The 20,792-nt window shown below is 39.0% G+C and carries 17 protein-coding genes, 1 tRNA gene and 1 CRISPR repeat array; of the genes, 2 read left to right on the top strand and 16 right to left on the bottom strand.

Going from position 1 to position 20,792, the window contains the following annotated elements; genetic code table 11:
* Nucleotides 1-65: 65 nt before the first annotated feature.
* From argF to EKM93_RS04795, 9 genes are all read right to left on the bottom strand, one after another.
* On the bottom strand, nucleotides 66-1,067 hold the full coding sequence (argF, locus tag EKM93_RS04755) for an ornithine carbamoyltransferase (protein ID WP_125713601.1): 1,002 nt from the start codon (nucleotides 1,065-1,067) through the stop codon (nucleotides 66-68).
* Complete coding sequence (locus EKM93_RS04760) at nucleotides 1,048-2,208, bottom strand: acetylornithine transaminase (protein ID WP_125713603.1); 1,161 nt, start codon at nucleotides 2,206-2,208, stop codon at nucleotides 1,048-1,050. The genes argF and EKM93_RS04760 overlap by 20 nt, the downstream gene beginning before the upstream one ends.
* 14 nt (nucleotides 2,209-2,222) lie before the next feature.
* On the bottom strand, nucleotides 2,223-2,954 hold the full coding sequence (argB, locus tag EKM93_RS04765; RefSeq protein ID WP_125713605.1) for an acetylglutamate kinase: 732 nt from the start codon (nucleotides 2,952-2,954) through the stop codon (nucleotides 2,223-2,225).
* A 43-nt stretch (nucleotides 2,955-2,997) separates the two neighbouring features.
* Nucleotides 2,998-4,212, bottom strand: a complete 1,215-nt coding sequence (argJ, locus tag EKM93_RS04770) for a bifunctional glutamate N-acetyltransferase/amino-acid acetyltransferase ArgJ (RefSeq protein ID WP_125713607.1) — start codon at nucleotides 4,210-4,212, stop codon at nucleotides 2,998-3,000.
* A 12-nt stretch (nucleotides 4,213-4,224) separates the two neighbouring features.
* A complete protein-coding gene (gene argC / locus EKM93_RS04775) occupies nucleotides 4,225-5,250 on the bottom strand; it encodes an N-acetyl-gamma-glutamyl-phosphate reductase (RefSeq protein ID WP_125713609.1) in 1,026 nt (341 codons plus the stop codon).
* 227 nt (nucleotides 5,251-5,477) lie between these two features.
* Nucleotides 5,478-7,349 carry an ABC transporter ATP-binding protein gene (locus EKM93_RS04780; RefSeq protein WP_125713611.1) on the bottom strand — a complete coding sequence of 624 codons (1,872 nt, stop codon included), beginning with the start codon at nucleotides 7,347-7,349 and terminating at the stop codon, nucleotides 5,478-5,480.
* Nucleotides 7,342-9,078, bottom strand: coding sequence for an ABC transporter ATP-binding protein (locus tag EKM93_RS04785; RefSeq protein ID WP_125713612.1), 1,737 nt, complete (start codon nucleotides 9,076-9,078; stop codon nucleotides 7,342-7,344). The genes EKM93_RS04780 and EKM93_RS04785 overlap by 8 nt, the downstream gene beginning before the upstream one ends.
* Nucleotides 9,066-9,734 carry a TetR/AcrR family transcriptional regulator gene (locus EKM93_RS04790; RefSeq protein WP_125713615.1) on the bottom strand — a complete coding sequence of 223 codons (669 nt, stop codon included), beginning with the start codon at nucleotides 9,732-9,734 and terminating at the stop codon, nucleotides 9,066-9,068. The genes EKM93_RS04785 and EKM93_RS04790 overlap by 13 nt, the downstream gene beginning before the upstream one ends.
* Before the next feature lie 109 nt (nucleotides 9,735-9,843).
* Nucleotides 9,844-10,533 carry a histidine phosphatase family protein gene (locus EKM93_RS04795; RefSeq protein ID WP_125713616.1) on the bottom strand — a complete coding sequence of 230 codons (690 nt, stop codon included), beginning with the start codon at nucleotides 10,531-10,533 and terminating at the stop codon, nucleotides 9,844-9,846.
* A 93-nt stretch (nucleotides 10,534-10,626) separates the two neighbouring features.
* On the opposite strand from EKM93_RS04795, the gene EKM93_RS04800 reads away from it, so the two are divergent.
* Both EKM93_RS04800 and EKM93_RS04810 read left to right on the top strand, forming a co-directional pair.
* Entirely contained in the window at nucleotides 10,627-10,959 is a 333-nt protein-coding gene (locus EKM93_RS04800) for a hypothetical protein (RefSeq protein WP_125713618.1), read from the top strand.
* Nucleotides 10,960-11,217: 258 nt separating this feature from the next.
* Nucleotides 11,218-11,289 (top strand) — tRNA-Glu (locus tag EKM93_RS04810).
* 78 nt (nucleotides 11,290-11,367) lie between these two features.
* Nucleotides 11,368-12,543: direct repeats of the CRISPR family, unit length 33 nt; unit sequence ATTTCAATTCACGCTCTCCATACAGAGAGCGAC.
* Nucleotides 12,544-12,704: 161 nt separating this feature from the next.
* Here EKM93_RS04810 and cas3 read toward each other — a convergent pair.
* From cas3 to cas4, 7 genes are all read right to left on the bottom strand, one after another.
* Entirely contained in the window at nucleotides 12,705-15,164 is a 2,460-nt protein-coding gene (gene cas3, locus EKM93_RS04815; protein WP_125713622.1) for a CRISPR-associated helicase Cas3', read from the bottom strand.
* Between the two features lies 1 nt (nucleotide 15,165).
* A complete protein-coding gene (gene cas7c / locus EKM93_RS04820; RefSeq protein WP_125713624.1) occupies nucleotides 15,166-16,056 on the bottom strand; it encodes a type I-C CRISPR-associated protein Cas7/Csd2 in 891 nt (296 codons plus the stop codon).
* The gene (cas8c, locus tag EKM93_RS04825; protein ID WP_125713626.1) at nucleotides 16,049-17,905 is read right to left on the bottom strand and encodes a type I-C CRISPR-associated protein Cas8c/Csd1; all 1,857 of its coding nucleotides are present in this window, start codon (nucleotides 17,903-17,905) and stop codon (nucleotides 16,049-16,051) included. The genes cas7c and cas8c overlap by 8 nt, the downstream gene beginning before the upstream one ends.
* On the bottom strand, nucleotides 17,902-18,636 hold the full coding sequence (gene cas5c, locus EKM93_RS04830) for a type I-C CRISPR-associated protein Cas5c (protein ID WP_225423629.1): 735 nt from the start codon (nucleotides 18,634-18,636) through the stop codon (nucleotides 17,902-17,904). Before cas5c ends, cas8c begins: the two co-directional genes overlap by 4 nt.
* A gap of 132 nt (nucleotides 18,637-18,768) precedes the next feature.
* A complete protein-coding gene (gene cas2, locus EKM93_RS04835) occupies nucleotides 18,769-19,059 on the bottom strand; it encodes a CRISPR-associated endonuclease Cas2 (protein WP_125713669.1) in 291 nt (96 codons plus the stop codon).
* Nucleotides 19,060-19,068: 9 nt separating this feature from the next.
* Nucleotides 19,069-20,100: a type I-C CRISPR-associated endonuclease Cas1c gene (cas1c, locus tag EKM93_RS04840; RefSeq protein ID WP_125713630.1), complete on the bottom strand. Its 1,032-nt coding sequence runs from the start codon at nucleotides 20,098-20,100 to the stop codon at nucleotides 19,069-19,071.
* Nucleotides 20,097-20,750 carry a CRISPR-associated protein Cas4 gene (gene cas4, locus EKM93_RS04845; protein WP_125713632.1) on the bottom strand — a complete coding sequence of 218 codons (654 nt, stop codon included), beginning with the start codon at nucleotides 20,748-20,750 and terminating at the stop codon, nucleotides 20,097-20,099. Before cas4 ends, cas1c begins: the two co-directional genes overlap by 4 nt.
* Nucleotides 20,751-20,792 lie beyond the last annotated feature (42 nt).

A 20,792-nucleotide genomic window follows, 5' to 3' on the forward strand; every position in this document is an offset into this window, starting at 1 on the left:
TCTTGATTTGTTCTATTATAACAAAGACCCACCAAGGGAACAAAGGACTGTAATTGGTCTAGATTTTAAAAAAACAAATGTCCGCTTGTTGCCGCCATAATTGCTTTGATTGCTGGCATTCGATTATGTGCTTCTTCAAAAACGACAGACTGCTGTGATTGGAAAACATCATCGGTTATTTCTAAAGCATCCAGCCCATATTTCTCGCCAATTTCTTTGCCAATTGTTGTTTGGTGATCGTGAAAAGCTGGCAGGCAGTGCATGACAATCGTTTCAGCCTTACCCGTTGCTTTTAATAGCCCCATGTTAATTTGATAAGGCAATAATAATTTGATACGTTCCCCATAATCTACGTCTTCCCCCATCGAAACCCAGACATCTGTATAAAGGGCATCTGCATCTTTTACGGCTAATTTTGCATCTTCTGTTACCAAAATCTGACTGCCTGTTGTTTGGGCAATTGCCGTTGCTTTCTCTAATACAGCGGCTTCTGGCTGCCGTGTTGCCGGTGCGCCGATATGAATATTAACGCCTAACATTGCCCCAGTGATCAATAACGAATGGGCAACGTTATTTTTAGCATCCCCTAAATAAGTCAATGTTGTCCCTTTTAACACGCCAAAATGTTTCTTTAACGTCATGAAGTCAGCAATCATTTGCGTTGGATGCCATTCATCGGTTAACCCATTCCAAACCGGAACACCGCTGTACTGTGCTAAAGTTTCCACTGTACTTTGGGCAAACCCTCTAAATTCAATGCCATCAAACATTGAGCCTAATACAATCGCTGTATCTGCAACGGATTCTTTATTGCCAAACTGAATATCATTTTTGCCTAAAAATTCTGGATGCGCTCCTAAATCGTTAGCCGCCACGGTGAATGCAGAACGTGTCCGCGTAGAAGTTTTTTCAAACAATAAGGCAATGTTTTGCCCTTTTAAATATTCGTGGGGAATATTTTTAGCTTTTAAGTCATCCAAATGTTGGGCAAAATCAATTAAAAATTCTAACTCTGCCCCTGTAAAATCTAATTCTTTTAAAAAACTCTTACCTTGAAATTGATTCATCGTTAACCTCCTGTAAAACCGTTGTGATCAGTGCAATGCCTTTTTCTAAATCGGCTGTTTTTGTAATTAATGGTGGTAATAAACGTAGCGTGTTATGTTTCGCTGTTAGCGTCAGTAGGCCTTTTTTCTGCAGCTGCGTTACAATTTGTCCGGCAGAAACAGCATCAACTAACTCAATGCCTGCCATAAGGCCCAGTCCCCGCACTGCTTTAACGGCAGGTAATGGTCCTAACTGTTGGCTTAAAGCCGTTATAAAGTGTTGCCCTTTAGCTGCTACTGTTGTTAAAAATTCCGGTGTTATTTGCTGTAAAACGGCTTTAGCCGCCGTCATTGCTAACAAATTCCCACCGAATGTAGACCCGTGACTGCCTGGTCCAAAAGCCGTTTGATAAGCTTGTCGTCCAATCACTGCGCCAATTGGCAAACCGTTGCCTAACGCCTTAGCTACCGTCACCACATCGGGCGCCAATTGATAATGCTGATAAGCAAATAATTGCCCAGTACGCCCCATGCCAGTCTGTACTTCATCAATGATTAACAAGGTACCCGTTTCGTGACATTTCGCTTGAACGGCTTGCAACCAGGCTGCATCCCCTAAAATAACGCCACCTTCACCTTGGATAACTTCTAATAACACTCCGGCAACCGCATCGGTAATTTGATCTAAAGCCGCAGCTTCGTTATAAGGCATAAAAGCAACTTCTGGCACAAATGGCCCAAAACCAGTCTTAATCGCCGCATTATCTGTCGCAGATAACGCCCCATATGTACGCCCATGGAAACTATTTGTACAAGCTAGAATTTGCGTCCGACCAGTAACCCGTCTGGCTAACTTGATCGCAGCCTCATTAGCCTCCGTCCCGGAATTACAGAAGAACACCATTTTTTCAGTTTCTTGAACTAATAAATGGGCCACTTCATCTTGTAACTGATTTTCATAAAGATTAGAAATATGCCAAAGCTGATCCACTTGTTGATGCATTTGCTGTTGCAATAATTCATTTTGATACCCTAAATTGCAAACCGCAATCCCACTTGTAAAATCTAAATAAGTTTTCTGATCCCGATCAGTTAAATAACTACCAGTTCCCGTCACTGGTTCAATGGGATAACGTTGATACGTCGGATAAGTGTACTTCATTTAAAAACTCCTTTTTATGGTAAAACTAACGTGCCGTGCTTGCTCAAATCACCTAAAATTTCCACTTGGCTGACACCCGCTTCTAAGGCTTTGTAAGCAGCCGCAACTTTAGGCACCATGCCCCGCTTTAAAATACCGCTGGCAATTAAACGCTGAACTTGCTGGTAGTGAACATTAGGCATTACATGGCCGTTATACAAAACGCCAGGTACATCAGTCATTAAGACCAGGCGATCCGCCTTTAATGCTTTTGCCACAAAAGCAGCCATTGTATCCGCATTAACATTCAACCAAGTTTGATCTTCTGTTTGGCATAACGGGCCAAAAATTACAACGTTACCCTGGGCTAAATAAGTTTTTGTGTGCGCAGGTAATTGTGCCGGCAAGCCCACATAGCCATAGTCACTTTGGTTCAAATAATCGCCTTGAACCATCTTATCTTGAGTATTCATTGCTACGGCAGAAATGCCTTGCTGCTTTAGCACTTGCAATAACTTTGGCTGAATCGTTTCTGTAATCACTTGCTGTGTCACAGCCATCGTCATTTGATCCGTCACCCGAATGCCTGACTTTTTAATAACTTTTAGTCCCATTTCAGTACAGGCTTTAGAAATCATCGGACCGCCACCATGGACAATCACAATCTGCACAGCCTGTTGTTGCAGTTGACGTAACATTTTAAAGAAAGTTTCGTTCATTTCAGCTAAAGCATTGCCGCCAATTTTGATTACAATTGTTTCACACATGGATAGCGCTCCTTTTTAATTAATATTAATAATCGTTTTTATTTTAAGTATGATAGCTTGCATTAATTTTGACATAATTATAAGTCAAATCGCAGCCCCAAGCTTGGCCTTTTGCCGGTCCAGCATTCAAATCAACATCAATCTGAATCTGATTGGTGTCCATTGCTTTTTCTAAAACAGCCACTTCAGTATCCGCCGCAACACTATCCACAATCAATGGCAGCCCATTGAGCCAAACACTGACATGGGCCACATCAACAACAGCCTTTGTTTGCCCAATAGCTGCAATAATCCGGCCCCAGTTTGGATCATGCCCAAAGATCGCTGATTTTACTAAGTTAGAACCTACGATTGTTTTAGCAACGGCCTGTGCTTCTTCGGTACTGGCGCTGTGATTGACATTAACTTCAATTAATTTTGTAGCCCCTTCGCCATCCGCTGCAATGTGTTTGGCCAAATAAGCCATAATATAGTGAAAAGCGGCGCCGAATTTTTGATAATCTTTTGTGTCGGTTTCAATCATCGTATTATCCGCTAAACCATTGGCCAAAGCCACCACCATATCATTAGTGGACGTATCGCCATCAACGGTGATCTGATTAAAAGTAGATTCAGTATCTTCACTTAATAACGTCTGTAATGCCTCAGCTTCAATATTGGCATCCGTGGTAATGAAGCCCAGCATCGTGCACATATTAGGATGAATCATCCCGGAACCTTTACAAAAACCACTGATCGTCACTACTTGACCGTTTAATTTAAGGGCCACACTAATGGTTTTTGCTTTTGTATCAGTAGTTAAAATTGCTTCTGGTAATTTATCGTTTTTAGTGAGCTGTAATTTTTGTAAACCCGCTGCAATTTTAGGCATTGGTAATTGAGCCCCAATCAACCCCGTTGAAGCAACCCCAACTAGTTCTGGGTCAATTTCTAAAACATCTGCGGCTAATTGCTGAGTCGTCTGGGCATTTTTCAGTCCTAAGGCGCCTGTACACGAATTCGCAATTGCGCTATTTAAAACAAGCGCTTGTAATTGATGATGCGTTTGGATCATTTTTTTCGTAACTTGCGTGGGCGCTGCTTGGAATTGATTTGTTGTATAAACCCCCGCTGCTGTTGCGGGAACACTGGAATACAACCAACCCATATCTAATTTTTGTTTCCGTAATCCTGCATGAATCCCATCAGCGTAAAAACCAGCTGGCCAGGTGAAATCAATAATTTTAAAATCTGCTGCTGTTTGATTAATTACTTTCATAGTCGTGACCTCCTAAAAAGTCAATGTCGTCTGCGGTAAGGCGGTTGTTTCTGGAAAATCAAAGTATTTATTGAAGTTTTGAATTGCCTGTCCGGCAGCCCCTTTCAACAAATTATCAATTACCGTTACAATCATAATTTTATTTGTTGCTTCGTTATAAGTGACCCCAATATTACAATTATTAGTCCCAATCACATCTTTCAAAGCCGGCACACCATTTGGATAAACATTTACAAAAGGTCGGTCTTGATAAGTTTGCTGATAATCCTGCAATAATGTCTGGGTGGTGATGGATTGTTTTGGGGTGGCATAAATTGTCGTTAAGATGCCGCGATCAATTGGTAGTAAGGTTGTATTGAATTGAATCGTTGTAACGGCCGAATTCCATTTTTTTAAAGTTCGGACAATCTCTGGAATATGCTGGTGCTGATTAATTTTATACAGCTGCAAGTTCTCATTTACATGCACAAAATGTGTACCGGCACTTGCTTGTTTCCCAGAACCAGTGGCGCCGGACTTGGCATCTACAATAATTGTGTCTAAATCAATTAGATTTTGTTGAACTAGCGGTGCTAAACCTAGCAAAGTAGCCGTTGCGTAACAGCCTGGATTAGCGATATAGGCTGTGGTTGGGTCATTAAATTCGGCTAACCCATAATCTGCTTTGGCTAAAGCCCATTGCGGGGCGCTGTCTTTGTGATACCAAGCTTCATATTGCGTTGGTGTGGCTAAGCGATAATCTCCCGATAAGTCAATCACTGGAAAATCTGCTTCAACGAATGGCAGTGCTAATTTAGCCGTTACCCCAGAAGGTGTGGCAAAGAAAATAAGTTGGTCCTGCGCTAATATTTCAGCGACATCAAACGGTTTTATTTTCGTATTAATATTCATATATAACGGCCAATTTTCTTTAAGGTCGTAGGTATTGTCAGTCCCATGCCCATATAAATCTATTTGATCTACGTGGGGATGTTGCTGTAATAGTTGATATAGGCACTGACCGCTATAACCGGTTACACCCACCAATGCAATATTCATATGTTTCGCCTCTTTATTCATATAAATGAATATTTATTTTCGATGTTTATTACAATACACGCCTTTTAAAAATAAATCAACCTTTTTTCACACATTTCTGTATTTATTCTACATTTTATGCTTAATACCAGAATATTTATGCATTATTAATGTATTAATGCACAAAAAAAGAACCTTACAAACAAATATTTGTAAAGTTCTTTAATGCTTAAAGTTTTCAATTAAACTTAAATTGCTAAGCTGCCGGTAAACTGACTATTATATAGATCTGCGTAAAAGCCTTTTTTGTCTAGTAATTGCTGATGCGTTCCGGTTTCCACAATGCTCCCGTGATTCATCACAATAATGTTATCCGCGTCTTGTATTGTAGAGAGTCGATGGGCCACTACAAAGCTGGTCCGTCCCTTCAATAACTTACTCATGGCATGTTGAATTTGTAGTTCTGTCCGTGTATCCACAGAACTTGTGGCTTCATCTAAGATCAAAATCTCAGGATCGGCTACAAAAGCGCGGGCAATAGTAATTAATTGTCGCTGGCCTTGAGAGATATTGGAAGCTTCTTCGTTTAGGATCGTATCATAACCGTCTGGCAGCTGCCGAACAAATTCATCCACGTGGGCAGCTTTAGCGGCTGCAATGATTTCATCATGGGTTGCATCTTCACGGCCGTACTTCAAATTATCATAAATTGAGCCTGTAAACAGCCAAGTATCCTGTAAAACCATGGCAAATTGCTGCCGCAGTTCTTCCCGCTGAAGATTTCTAGTATCTACCCCATCTAATTTGATTGAGCCGCCTTTAATATCATAAAAACGTTCTAACAAATTAATAATGGTTGTTTTCCCAGCACCGGTTGGGCCAACGATAGCCACCATTTCACCAGGATTAACATCTAGATTATAATCTTCCATTAATAAGTCTTGTCCGTCATAACCAAATTGCACATGTGACATGGCAATTTTACGTTGGTCATCGGTGACATCTGGAATATCTACTTTTGTCTTCGGCATATCTGGTTCGTCTAAGACTTCAAAAATTCTTTCTGCAGAGGCGATCGTTGCTTGGATGGTATTCGCCAAGTTGGCCAGCTGTGAAATCGGCTGGGAGAACTGTTGCGTATATTGTAAGAAGGCTTGGATATTCCCTAAGGTAATCGTACCGTTCGTTACGGCGGTCCCACCAACAATAGCTATCAGAATATAGCCTAAGTTGTTCACAAACATCATTAAAGGCATGATAATACCGGAAACCATCTGAGCTTTCCAAGAAGCCGTATACAAGCGGTCATTTTCAGCCTTAAATTCTGAGATATCTTTATGTTCATGATTAAAACTCTTTGTTTCAATGTGACCGGCATAAGTTTCTTCAACTTTATTATTCAATAGACCTAATGATTTTTGCTGAGCGGCAAAGTATTTCTGTGATCGTGGGGCCACTACCCCAACAACGACCAAGCTCAACGGTACAATTAACAAAGCTAATAAGGTCAATTTCCAGCTAATTGTAAGCATCATCCAAATCGTACCAATTAAAGTGACGGTACTCGTAATCAGCTGTGTAATATTTTGCTGCAAGGTGTTGGCGATGTTATCCATGTCATTTATTGCCCGGGACATAATATCCCCATTTTCATGGGTATCATAATAACTAATCGGTAACTGCCGCATTTTTTGCTTCAAATCTTTACGCAAATAATAAACGGTCCGTTGTGAGATTCGGGTCATAATAAATTGCTGAATAAAACTAAGCACGGCAGATAAGACATACAACAAAATGACAATTAAAATAATATGCTTGATCTTATCAAAATCAATGGGGTAACGATCTACTGTCAAACCTGCTTTTTGCTGGGCAGTTCCGGTCATAACCCCTTTAAAAATTTCGGTTGTTGCTTCCCCTAAAATTTTAGGTGTTCTAATTTGGAAAATTTGTGACGCAATTGCAAAAACTAGGACAACTGCTAAACCTACATAGTAACGGCGCATATAACTGAACAACCGTAATGTCGTTTTCCAAAAATTATTCGGCTTGCTTCCGGATAACCCTGCACGGCCACCGCCGAATCCGCCGTGATTTGCTTTAGGTGCTTCTTTAGGCATTTGCAGCACCGCCCTCTCTAATTTGTGAGGCCACGATGTCTTGATAAACAGGACTGTTCTGTTTTAAGGCTTCATGTGTGCCATAACCAGCCATTTTACCATTATCTAAAACCAAAATAGCATCTGCAGAAGCAACTGTGGATACCCGTTGGCCGACAATAACGGTTACTTTATCTTTCATAAATGGATCATCTTTTAATTGTTGGCGTAAATTGGCATCGGTTTTAAAGTCCAAAGCTGAAAAAGAATCATCAAAGACGTAAATCGACGCTTCTTTAACTAATGCCCGAGCAATCGCCAAACGTTGCTTTTGACCACCGGAGAAGTTGTTACCACCTTGTTCAACGGTGGTATCTAACCCTTTCCCAGTTTCTTTAATGAAATCGCTCGCTTGCGCAATATCTAACGCATGCCAAATCGCATCATCCGTGGCTGTTTCGTTACCATACTTCATGTTTTCACGCAAAGTACCCTTGAATAACAGCGCTTTTTGCGGTACTAGTGCCACTTGATCCCGTAAAGTTTCTTTGTTAATGGCTTTAATATTGACGCCGTTGATGCTGACTTCTCCAGTTTCCACATCATAAAATCTCGGAATAAGATTCACTAATGTGGTTTTACCAGAACCCGTCCCACCAATGATGGCTAATGTTTCACCGCCTTTAACTGAAACATTAATATCTGTTAAAGCTAAATTTTCAGCTTGTCGATAGCGATAGTTCACATGGTCCAGTTTAAGACTTGTTGTTTCAGTCGCTAAAGCTTCTGGTTTTTTAGGATCCACAATCTTTGTTTTTAAAGCCAAAACTTCATTGATTCGTACTGCTGCTGCTTGGGCTCTTGGTACAAATACAAAAACCATTGATAGCATCAAGAAGCTCATCAAAATTTGCATCGCATAGGTCATAAACGCGATCATATTACCCGTTTGTGTGGCTTGATCCGCAATCAAATTAGCCCCCATCCATGTAATACCCACGTTGGTACCTGACATAATTAAAGTCATCATTGGGAACATTACTGCTAGAATGGAAAATACTCTTAAAGCATTATTAGTATAATTTGTATTCGCTTGATCAAAACGATCTTGTTCAAAAGTGTCCCGACGAAAAGCCCGGATTACCCGAACCCCTGTTAAACCTTCTCGAAAGACTAAGTTCAATCGGTCCGTTAATTTTTGCATTTTCTTGAATAATGGCACGGCTGATCCCATTAAGACGGCAATGACCACTATCAAAATTGGAATAACATAAATGAATATTTTTGTTAGTTGATGATCCCGCTGATAAGCTAAAAAGCTCGCACCGATTAATGTAATTGGCGCCATAATCATCATTCTCAAGATCATCATCATCACATTTTGAATTTGCAAGACGTCGTTGGTTGTTCTAGTAATTAATGAGCTCGTGCCCACTTCATCAAATTCGTCATTGGAATAATTAATGACTTTGGAGAAGACGTCATTTCTCAAATCTCTGCCTAAGCCTTGTGAAATTCGGGATGCTAGAAAAACATTACCCAATGCGGCGACAATACTGATTAAAGAAACGCCGATCATTTGTATACCAATTTGTTTAATTAAGTCGACATCACCATTAGTAATCCCCTTGTTTACAATATCAGCTGTTAATTTAGGTAAACTCAAGTTGGCAATCACTTGTACAATCATAAATAAGACTGCACCTGTGACGCCTGCAATAGGTAAGCGATGTTTTACTAATTGCCACATTTCGTTTCATTACCCTCTTTCCCTTGTACACCAAATTGTAGCCAATCTACAATTTTATAAAATCTTGTTCGCGTCAATTTTAATGCCGATTGTGCATCTGTTTGTTGAATGGTATAAAAAATCGTAATGGATTGGTAAAATGCCCCTAATAGCAGATGTAAGAGTACGATGTAATCTTCATCTGTTTCTATCCGTAACAAACTTAAATCAACCCCGTTTAACATCTTAGGCCGCACTTTATGAGCGCAATCAAAATCATGTTTGCGACTAAAATGTTCTGTTAGCTGATGAGACCGGGCGTAGTCTAGATGTAAAAATACATTACGGTAAAAATCCGCATTTGGTCCCGAAACGATTTCTTCAAGTAGCTGGCCAAAATACTGTTTAAACGCTTTAAAAAGGTCACCTTTTTGTGCTTTGAGCTCTGATTGCCAGTCTTCCAGGGATGTATGACGTACGTCCTCAATAAGATAGTCGTAAAGATCGGCTTTATCCTCAAAATATTGATAGAAACTACCCCGAGGAATTTCGGCGGCAGCAATAATACTGGCAATAGAAACTTTATCAAAGGGTGCTTTAGAAAACGCTTGCCGTGCCACAGCTAATAAGTGTTGCTGCTTTTCTTCCGGTAAGTTAAAAAAAGTTTGTTTAGGCATTCTTACCTCTCATTCCACAAAAAAATAATGACAATCTGTCATGTGACAAATTGTCATTATACACGTACTTAATATTTCAGTAAAGCGATGTTTTTAAAAAGTAGTTATTTTATAATAATTCTTTGATTTCAGCGATGTTTGTTTGGTTTAAGGCTATGATTTTAAATCTTCCTTCTGAATAACGCAACAAGCTGACACTGGCATTTTTCAACAAGGTGCGCGGTGTTTTTTCTGGATCAACCATATAAATTAGAGTGCCTAATAAAACGCCGTGAGAAACAACTAATAAATTTTGGCCCTGATTTTCTGGTTGTTCTAAAATTCGTTTTAACCCAGCTTGTAATCGATTGGAGATTTCTTGATAGTTCTCTGCTTGTCCAGTTTGATCTAAATGACTGAAGCCATTTAAGGTCATTTCTAAAAAGTGAGTGCCATTTAAAACTTGCCGGCTTGTCCTTAAACCATAACGTTGTACTAACTGCCGGAAGGCTTTATTGTATTTAACGCCTTCAAAGTCACCAAAATAATATTCTCTTAAAAAAGATTCCTTTATTAGCGGAACATCTGCTTTGTTTGCGGCGGTTAAAATTTCCGTTGCGGTTTGAATTGTGCGGATACTGTCGCTGCAGTAAGTTCGAAAAATTGGGATATCTTGTAAGCTCTTACCAACACTTTGCGCAGCTTGGATGCCAGCGGTCGTTAATGATGAGTTTGAGAGCCCTTGCAGCCGGTTTTGTTTATTAAATTCAGTCTGACCATGGCGCACTAAAATTAGATTTGTTGCCGTTGTTTCGCACATTCTTTATAACTCCTTATCATGTTGACAAAAACATGCTAATATAAACTATATGGTTAATTATTATCATAACATTATTTAAGCTGAGGTTTGACTATGATTGAAAAAAATAAAAGCGAGAATATCGCTATTTTAAACTTTATCCAAAATAATCCAACGGCGGTCGTCTTGGAACCTAAAAAATATGCTAATGTTTTAACATACGCTTTTCCAGATGATTGCTATCCGCTGAATGACCAGAAGTTCCCAAAGATGCGTTTACGGGTGACTCGACTAACTAATCTCGAGGTTACAGATAATCTATCCTTATTAACGCATTTTTATGACCTAACTGCGCAAAAAAATGAGAACGGTTTCACTAGTGTCTGGTTAACGACTGCACATTTAGAAACATCTAGTTTAGTGCTGGCCGAGCTGTCTTTTGAATAATGAAACACAAGACATATTTACGAATTTTTAGAAATTTGCGCTATCAACTTCTAACTTTTGCCTTATTTTCATTACTACTTTTGATTTTACGCCAAATATTTGTTTATCAGTGGTTAGTGCTTGCCTTTGATATTTGTGTTCTATATTGTGCTATATTATTTGTAGTTATGATTGCTATTTGGTGGTTTGATAAGTCTGATTAATTTTTTCTTGACATCTTTTTAGCTTTTCGTTTACAATAGTCTTTGTGCCATTATTGCCCGTTGGTCAAATGGTTTAAGACGTCGCCCTCTCAAGGCGGAGCTGCGGGTTCAATTCCCGTACGGGCTATAAAGATAAAAAGTGCTGATGCGTTTTTACGTATCGGCACTTTTTTTGTTGGTCTATTTCCATGCATGTTTCTTGTAATTTCAAGTTCACGCTCTCCATACAGAGAGCGACATAAACAAGTTGTACCACAGATCCAAATAAATGTGATTTCAATTCACGCTCCCCATACAGAGAGCGACTTAATTTCTTTCTTAGGGTTATTTATATCTGTTACTTCAATTCACGCTCTCCATACAGAGAGCGACGACGTTGAGCAGCTAAACGATAAGTTTTTAACAATTTCAATTCACGCTCCCCATACAGAAAGCGACGATATTTAATCCGACAGAGTACGCGGCTTGGGTGATTTCAATTCACGCTCTCCATACAGAGAGCGACTGATGCTTTCTCAGCGTCAAGGGATTGCAGCAAATTTCAATTCACGCTCTCCATACAGAGAGCGACGCTAAGTGATATCTAGTCTGGACTTGCTCAAAGCATTTCAATTCACGCTCTCCATACAGAGAGCGACTAAAACAATAGGGACTTGGGAACGTGGGACTAGAATTTCAATTCACGCTCTCCATACAGAGAGCGACAATAGCCTTACCATTTTTTGTGGTGGTTGCAAAAATTTCAATTCACGCTCTCCATACAGAGAGCGACACAGCTGTACAAATAATTACCTCAATCGTAACAGATTTCAATTCACGCTCTCCATACAGAGAGCGACATCAGAATTACTAAAGGAGTCAGATAATCCTCATACATTTCAATTCACGCTCTCCATACAGAGAGCGACGGTAATCCAGGCAAAAAAGAATCCTTAAAATTTTTGATTTCAATTCACGCTCTCCATACAGAGAGCGACGCGACGGCGGCGGCTTCTGCGAGTTTTTTGGTGCATTTCAATTCACGCTCTCCATACAGAGAGCGACCGTTTTGAGCCAAAGGCATTCAGTGATTTTATGCATTTCAATTCACGCTCTCCATACAGAGAGCGACGTTGATCAACTAGTTATTGAGATTAGACACAGAATTTCAATTCACGCTCTCCATACAGAGAGCGACCCCATCACAAAGACGGCGTGTTTGGGGACATTACAATTTCAATTCACGCTCTCCATACAGAGAGCGACGGGACAAAGACGTTGTGCTCATGCATATCAATGGCATTTCAATTCACGCTCTCCATACAGAGAGCGACGATAGATGGTAAGACCTCCGATGTGACCCAGTCTTATTTCAATTCACGCTCTCCATACAGAGAGCGACCGCAATATATTGTAAAAAAATATCAACCAGAACTATATCTTGCGGCTAGAACATGTTAAATCTTATTAACTTTAATAATATTTACTTAAAATTGCTCAATATTCGAAATACCTCGCGCGAGTCCCCCGGTCAATTCATGTTTACCCGGCATTCGCGCTTAATTAAAACATGGCCAATGATAGACTATTGGTGAAACCAACATTATCATCATAACTACCACTATTTGCATAGTATATCAAACTGCCTCTAAACGTTTCAACTGCGGATATACCTTTTGTAAAGCCATTTGAATTACTCAAATTGCCATAAATCTGTATTGAATAATTCTGAGCCTCTTTAAGTGCATTTGAAATCTCTTCAAAAGAAGCACTATCTGATAAAAGCGTTGTAATAATATTATTACCTTTATCATTGTAAGGCACAATAACCGAAGTTGTCTGACTATCAATCACTCTAAAATTCTCACTGATCGTCTGTGGTGCAGCGAATAACCAAATATGCGGAATATCTTTTACTGCTTCATTGACGTAACGTGCCGCATCCTCATTAACAACACTCCCACATCTTTCCTTATGTCCAAATTTATATAACGTTTTTTCGCCACTTTGATCATTCGGTAGTGGATAATCCAGTGTTTTATCAATTTGATTTTTCCCATAGTATCGCTCAAAAAAATCCGCTATAGCTCTTGAGCTCATCAATTCAGAATCCTCATACTTTTCCACAATACTGGTTGTAATATCGCCAGTTATCCGAATCTCTTCCAGCCCTGAACCTAAATTCTCAGCACTATTACTCATTTTAATCAAATAAGTCTTGGCCAGCGCAGTCTCATGATTACGATTACAACGGCCCGCTGTCTGAATCACACTATCTAAGCCCGTTAACGATCGTATCGCAGATTCAAAGCTTAAATCTACTCCCGCTTCAATCAAACGCGTTGAAAAAACAATGACCTTTTTCTCCCCTGTTCTTGCGGTAGCTAGATCTTTACTGATTATCTTAAATTTATCTTTCCGATGTGCTGGACACATATAGGTTGATAAATGGTAGGCTGTCACTGCCTCATTTTGCGCCTTAAACCCCTCATAAGCTGCTTTAACCGCTGCCTTTGTATTTAATACTACTAATACACTATTAACCTCTTCCAATTTTTGAACTGCGAAATCAACCAAATCTTCAATTTCCCAAGCACTTTTCAAAAAATGCGTATCGATCGTAACCCGCTGGAATTGTTTCTCTACAGTTGGTAAATCTTGAACAATCTCTGTAGCTTCGGGAATATGATTTTCCAAACTTTCCGCTTCTAAAGTCGGCTGTGTCGCTGTGCATAACAAACTTGTACTTGCTTTTTCCTTCTCAAGCCATTTTAAAAATGCATTATTCATTGAAATGGTCTTTGCTGGTAGTGTCTGAATTTCATCAAAAATTAAAGTCGCTGAAATTAACCGATGCATGTGGCGTAAATTCTTACTACCTCGCCCATAAAGTGCATTAAGATAGGCAACTTGTGTCGTCATAATAACGGGTGCATCCCAAGTATCCTTAGCATAATAATAGTTAAAGTTCAGACCATCTTCATTAAGTGTCGAATGATATTCTAAAACATGCGCATAATCATCTTCATCTAACTCCAGTTGTTTCCTAATTTCAGCCGCATTTTGCTCGATAATTGTTGTATAAGGCACAATATAAATAATGCGCTTAAAATCATGTGTTAAAGCCTGATTTAACGCAAAGCGTAAACTAGCAAATGTTTTACCGCCACCGGTCGGCACACTTAGTTTATAAATTCCAATAGGGCCCTTTCCAGAAGTTGCACTTTGTTCAGACATCGCCTGTCTCACTTGATTTAAAGCTCTCATCTGCGAATTAGCTACAACTTTGTTTGCCAATTTTGCCGTTGCTTTTTCATTAGCCGCCTGATATGTCCGTAATATCTTTGTCGTATCCAAAGGCCGGTAATCTTTATCTGATGCAAAAGCTGCAGTATCACTGTGATCAGCATCTACTAAACAACTGGCAATAAACCGCAAATAATATAATTGGTAATCAAGTAAGTCATCCTCATTTTTTTGTTGTATTTCTTTTAGCGCTAATTTCAAGTAAGCTTCAAAATCTGATTTTTCAAAGTCCGTAAAAAAGCGTTGTTCAATTTCTTCAACTGTCCAATCCGTCATTGTTTCCCTCATTTTTTCGGAAAAGGGTAACCGATTAAGCCCTGACGCATGGTGCTGATTTTTACGCCCTACAGGATCTATAAAATCATAAGGACCACCTGGATTATGATGGGCCATAATAACATTTTCAATCAATTCTGCAAAAATAGTTTCATACTCGTTTTTTTGCTGAAAATGAAAATGATGTTCTAACATTCGAGCCCCAGCAAATGCATGATTGATCTTTTGTTTACCAACGGTTTCAGTGTGCACTTGATTGATATAATTCTGAAATTTCTCTGAGTATTTACCCGCATCATGAAGCCAGCCAGCCAAACCACAAACATGCTTTAACCCAAGATCTGCACCATAACGCTCACATAGTATTTTAGTATTAGTTAAATGTGTTTTTAACGATTGATTCCTGACAACCGGTTCATCAGTTCTATGGGCAATATACATATTAGTATCCGCTTAATGATTCATAAGTTAATCCTGAAACTTCAGGATCATTAACTGTAACTTCAACTTTTGAAAAGTCAGTATTGCCTTCAGGATTATTGACCGTTGTAGCCTCATGAACAAGATAAGGGGCCAATTGACCAATTCTTGAATCATGCTGCCACCAAATCACTTTTAACACAGCCATTGAGCCTTCTGGGCGCGCAGATGAAGCATCATTTACAAATAATGTTGTTAGAGCCTTCTTTAAGGCTTCTGCATCATCTTCCGTAAAACCCGTTCTTTGCGCCTGTTCAACGTTAATACTGCCGTTAAATTTATAAACTGCAAACGGTACCGTGTTTTTGATACCCATCGTATCACTGCCTTTAACCACACCAGGTTCAGAGTTAATCGACTTTGTAATTTGCATCTCTTTAACTTGAATAGGTTCTGTTGAAAAAGCAGATTGAATTGATACTGGGCCTCTTACTGGAATTGAAGCGCCATCTAAGCCATCTTTAGTTTTGTTATTAAAAGCCATCACTTGTCCAAATGAGCGCACATCTATCCAGCTTGCTGTTGCTGCTTTAATAAAATCATCACGCCAAGTAGGTGTTTTCTTCATATCTTCTGCTAAAATCTCTTGAATAGCCTCACTAGCTTTAATACGATCTCGAATATTCATATGGCCATCAGTAATTCGCTCTTGCATTTCGATTAAAACAGGCAATTTCATATCTTGCCAACGATTTCTAATCTTACGTTTAATGGCTACATCACTAATTTCACCTAAACCATCTGCGTTAATCCGTGGTCGATTATTATCCAAAGGATCTCCGTTTGGATTGGCATTTTTAACCCCAATAATTACAGAAAAATCAATCTTGTGTTCCAATGTTTTACTAGTCATTATCTTTCACGTCCTTATCTGAATTTTTACGCATATTTTCTGTTTTTTGGCCCATAAAACCACTGAATACTAAGCTATTCAACGGTTTATCATTCATCATTTCTGGTGCCATCAGTTCGTTAATTTCAGCCATTTTTTTCTCAAAATAAGTTCGACTGGCACCATTTAATTTCTGACCATACGAACGTTGAACACTTAAATAAATTCGCAGCCAGGTTGTCCCAGGTTTTTCTACAAAATTTGAGAAGAAACGCATTGCCGTTGTTGGTCGATCTGTTGTATCACTGCCAGCTGCACGTTGTTTATACATTACTGTACTCTCCATTGAATCAGCGACTGCTAACATCCGCCCAAATAAATAAGATCGATCTTTTAAATTTGGATCAAGACTCATAATTTTTCCACTCCTACGATTATAATTTTGTAATGCACATAGCGTCCGCAAATCTTGACGCCAAATTGTTAGACCACTCATTTTAAATCGTGTTTCGTTTGTGTAGCTCATCGGTTTACGCACACGATTCATAATTGCTTTAATAATATCTTCGGGAACATCTCTGCCATTAATTGTCGCCATTAACAATCTCGTCATTGCCCGTTTGGAAAGTGATTGATATCGACTGCCACCTGGGCCAAAAAGATAAGCGCTTTCAATGACGTTTTTAAGTGACGGCGTCCGTGGTTGTAAGCCATCTTTTGTATAAATCATGACAGCACACTGATCATACCACCGCATCAAGTTATCTTTTAAGTCGGCAGAATTCATCAGATCATAATAAGCAACTGACATCCGTCCAGTTGTGGCTGCATCTAAAAACATGACATTAACTTGTGCCTGATTATCCAAGTCCGCGATATAGCCGTACATTGCCTTACGATAATTCTGGGCAATTTCAAAACCAGTATCCTTACTTTTTGAATCATTAAGTCTTGCAAACAACCCTTTATTCTGAAAACCAGTAAATCCATTTATTGCACCACTTAAGCTTTCATTATTTTGTGCTTTCCAAAATAAAAAGTTACGTGTATCTACTGGAATACCTTGCTTTTGTACAAGCCATTTTAATGCGTGAGTCATTTCTTGTGATGATTCATAACCAACGCTATAAAATTCGTCTGCAAGAAATGTCCCTCGATAAGTGTAATTTCCACTATCATTGGCAGATATCAATTTGGCACCGCTAGTTATTGGGTTGATATTTTTTTCAACTGATTTTGTCGTGATGACTTTTTCCCCAGTAATATAATCAATATCCTCTACACTGTTGCTTTTTAATTTTTCTAAATAAAAATCAGTCCAAGATTTAAAAATTTTAGGATTTTTCCAAGGTTCTAGTGGTGCTAGATTCACTTTAAATCTAACAAATGCACCACCAGTTAGGTCTTTAAGCGCTAACCCAGACTGGATTAAATCTTTTGAAAGTGTCCCTTTGTTTAAATACTGTGCAATAATTTTTATCTCTTTTGGCGTCTCTGCTTGATCTGCCCACGCATTAAGTTGCTCTAAATAAGCCTCATAATATTCCGATGCCGAATCAATATCTTTTTTTCGGGTAGCGTACTGAGCAAAATCACCCGCCACATACTTAATTTTATCCTGCAGTGGGAATGGTGCAATATTACTGGAACGATTAGCCGATTCAATGGTCGCCGGAATAACGGTTAACTCTTTGCCTTTACCAAGATCCTGCATGTTTGAGAATTTACCATCTTCAGTTATAGAAACTTCTAAATCAACCTTTACTGAGGTGTGGGCAATTGGTAGTAACGTCCGGCCACGAGTATCAAAAATGCCAACATTGCTCTCGTTATTTTTGTAAACCTTAACTAATTCCTGGAAGATACTCATCGCTGCTCACCACCAAACATTTCATCATATAATTCATCCACTGGCTGAAAGAGCGTCGTATCGTGAATTTTATAATCTACAACTTCGCGGATAGGCTGAACTATTTTGACGTCTTCAGGCTTTTCAAATTCAATGACCCCATGTTTCATCGTTGGTGCCCAAAGCCTAACGGACAACTGGTTATCTCCAGTCTCATTAGGATAGTTAAATCCGTGAACCATCATCCCTATATACTGTTCCGCAATCTCGTCATAAGCTCCTGTCCCAGCACCAAATGTTTGCGGTTTTACATACGCCTGACATTCTCGAGTACCTAAAAAGACATCTCGACGACCGCCTCGGCTCAATGCACGATTAAAAATTGCCGTGTGCTTTTTTATATTCCGATCTTGCGCTAGATCTTCCCGTTGTAAATTCCATTTAATATGCGATTCAACTTGGTAACGGACATTTCGCAAATAAGTATAGTAAGCCAACGTGTTTTTGTTTAAAGCAAAATTTTTGTCTAATGGTCGCATCGCTTTTGATTCAACTCTAATCGGCTCTAAAATCCGAACTTTGTCGATAACGTGGATGAACGACGGTTTCCAGTAGACCGAAGAGGCAATTCCAACTAGCGCTTGATACGATGGCACTTGATACGTTAACTTCTCACCGCCTCGACTTAATGGATCACAAAAAAGTGCGTTTCTACCCCAAACCTCAAACTGAAAATTGTTTTCCTGTGACACATAATCACCTTCTTTTACGTAATTTAAACTCAACATAGAATTAATTATTTACTACAAATTTAGTTTAACAGATTCTATTATAATTTATAATAATTAAAAGAATGATAAAATATCCCCTGATAATACATGACCTCAAAATATCATCGGTTGGTCCATATTTGTAACTGCTTTTGCACCGACATGTTTGACCTTTGTTTCGTAATTCTGACCTAAGTTATAAAAACGTAAACTATCTACTTCAGGGTTAATTACAGCCTTTAATTCACGCTGTAATTTCTCAAATTCTAAAGTGTTAATCAAACACTCGAAAACCGAATTCTGCACCCGCTGACCATAACGATCACAAATTTTAGCAGCATGTCGCAATCTTTTAGCGCCCTGCGGATCCATTAATGATATATCATAACCAACAACAATCAGCATCAATCTTCCCTACTTCCATAAAAATGGTGGATATGCATCTAAATCCCCCCGTAAATATCTTGCTAAAAGTAATGCCTGAACATGAGGTACTAATCCCCAAATAATTTTTTCTTTTAAAAATGGATGCTCCAATTTTTCTTCTTTTCGCTTTTGCCATTGCGTAATAAACGTTTTCCGGCCATCTTCTGTTAACTGAACGGCGCCACTTTCAGAATGATTAAAATCCTTATCGCTAATCAATTGTTTATTAATCAGCTTCAACACAAAACGATCTGCGTAAACACTTCGCAACTCCTCCATCAGATCTAAAGACAATGACAGCCGTCCAGGACGATCTTGATGCATAAAACCAACATACGCATCCAATCCTACAGATTCCAAGGCCGCTGCGCATTCATGAGCCAGCATTGAATAGGCAAAAGACAATAATGCATTTGTATTATCCAAGGGCGGTCTACGGTTCCGACCTTCAAAAATAAAAGCTTTTTTTTGCTGCAAAATCATCTGATCAAACAAGCTAAAATAAAGTTGTGCCGCATTGCCTTCCACACCACGCAATCGCTCTAAATCAGTCATTGAACTCAGCTGCGTTAAAGTTTCCTGCAAAGTCCCAATCACGTTTTGGAATTCTTCGATATCAATAGCCAGCTTATGATCTCTCAATATTCGTTGTAATACAGACCGTTGATTGGCAATTTTTCCAAAAATAAAATTTCTAGCGATTAATGTACTTTGAACTGAATCATCCGATATGCGATATTGCTGCTTTCTCAAAATAACATTACCATTCGTCATCCCTGTCACACGACCACAAAAGCGCCCGTTAGGGGTTAAAAAAGTCATTGAGATATTATGTTCTAAACAGCTTTGAATTAAAGCTGGGCTAGCACCGGATCTAGCAAATATGACAATACTTTCAAAATTCAATAATGGCACTTTTCCAACAACTTCACGTTCAACAGAAACACCAATATTCCCACCATCTAAAAATAAATAAGTATCCGGTTTTGTTATGTATAATGTATTTAATAATTTTTTCATTGATCCAAAGCGCCTTTCAAATATTGATCTACAGTTTGCGTTGCCAGCATTTTCGGTAAACAAATACTCTCCAAAGAACATCTTTTACATTTAGCTGTTGGTTTAACTCTAGGCGTGTAGCGCTTTGTCCAATATTGATGCATCTCAGAAACTTTTTCGTTAAAATCCCGCTTCGTATCCGTCGTAAAATCAATTTGAACACGCTGTTTTGTTTCAAAATAATATAGATACCCATGATTTATCTCACAACTTAACATCTCTTCTAGACATAATGTCTCTCCCAGTAGTTGATAGACATCAGAATCATCATATTTCTTTCGCCCGTGTTTATATTCTACTGCCGCAGGTTCATAAATATCTTTATACTTATGAAGGTAGGCCCCTTTTTCAGACTTTGTGAACTCGACAATATCACAGCGCCCAGTCAATCCTAGAGTCGCAGAATGAACTCTCAATGCCCGAATTATCAGTTTGTCTCCTCGTTTCTCATGAAATTTCTCATCATCCGCTCGTTCATGGAACTGTCTGCCTTCATATGTGAGAATATTTTCTTGCCACTGTTGTTCAATATGTATCAATGCCCACTGACGTCTACAAAATAAAAAATGTTGAATTCCTGAAATTAACAAGTAATCAGATTCATCATACATCTCTTTATCTCTCCTTTCTCTAGTTACATATTAGTACTTTTT

The organism is Agrilactobacillus yilanensis (genome assembly GCF_003946725.1).
Taxonomy (GTDB): Bacteria; Bacillota; Bacilli; order Lactobacillales; family Lactobacillaceae; genus Agrilactobacillus; species Agrilactobacillus yilanensis.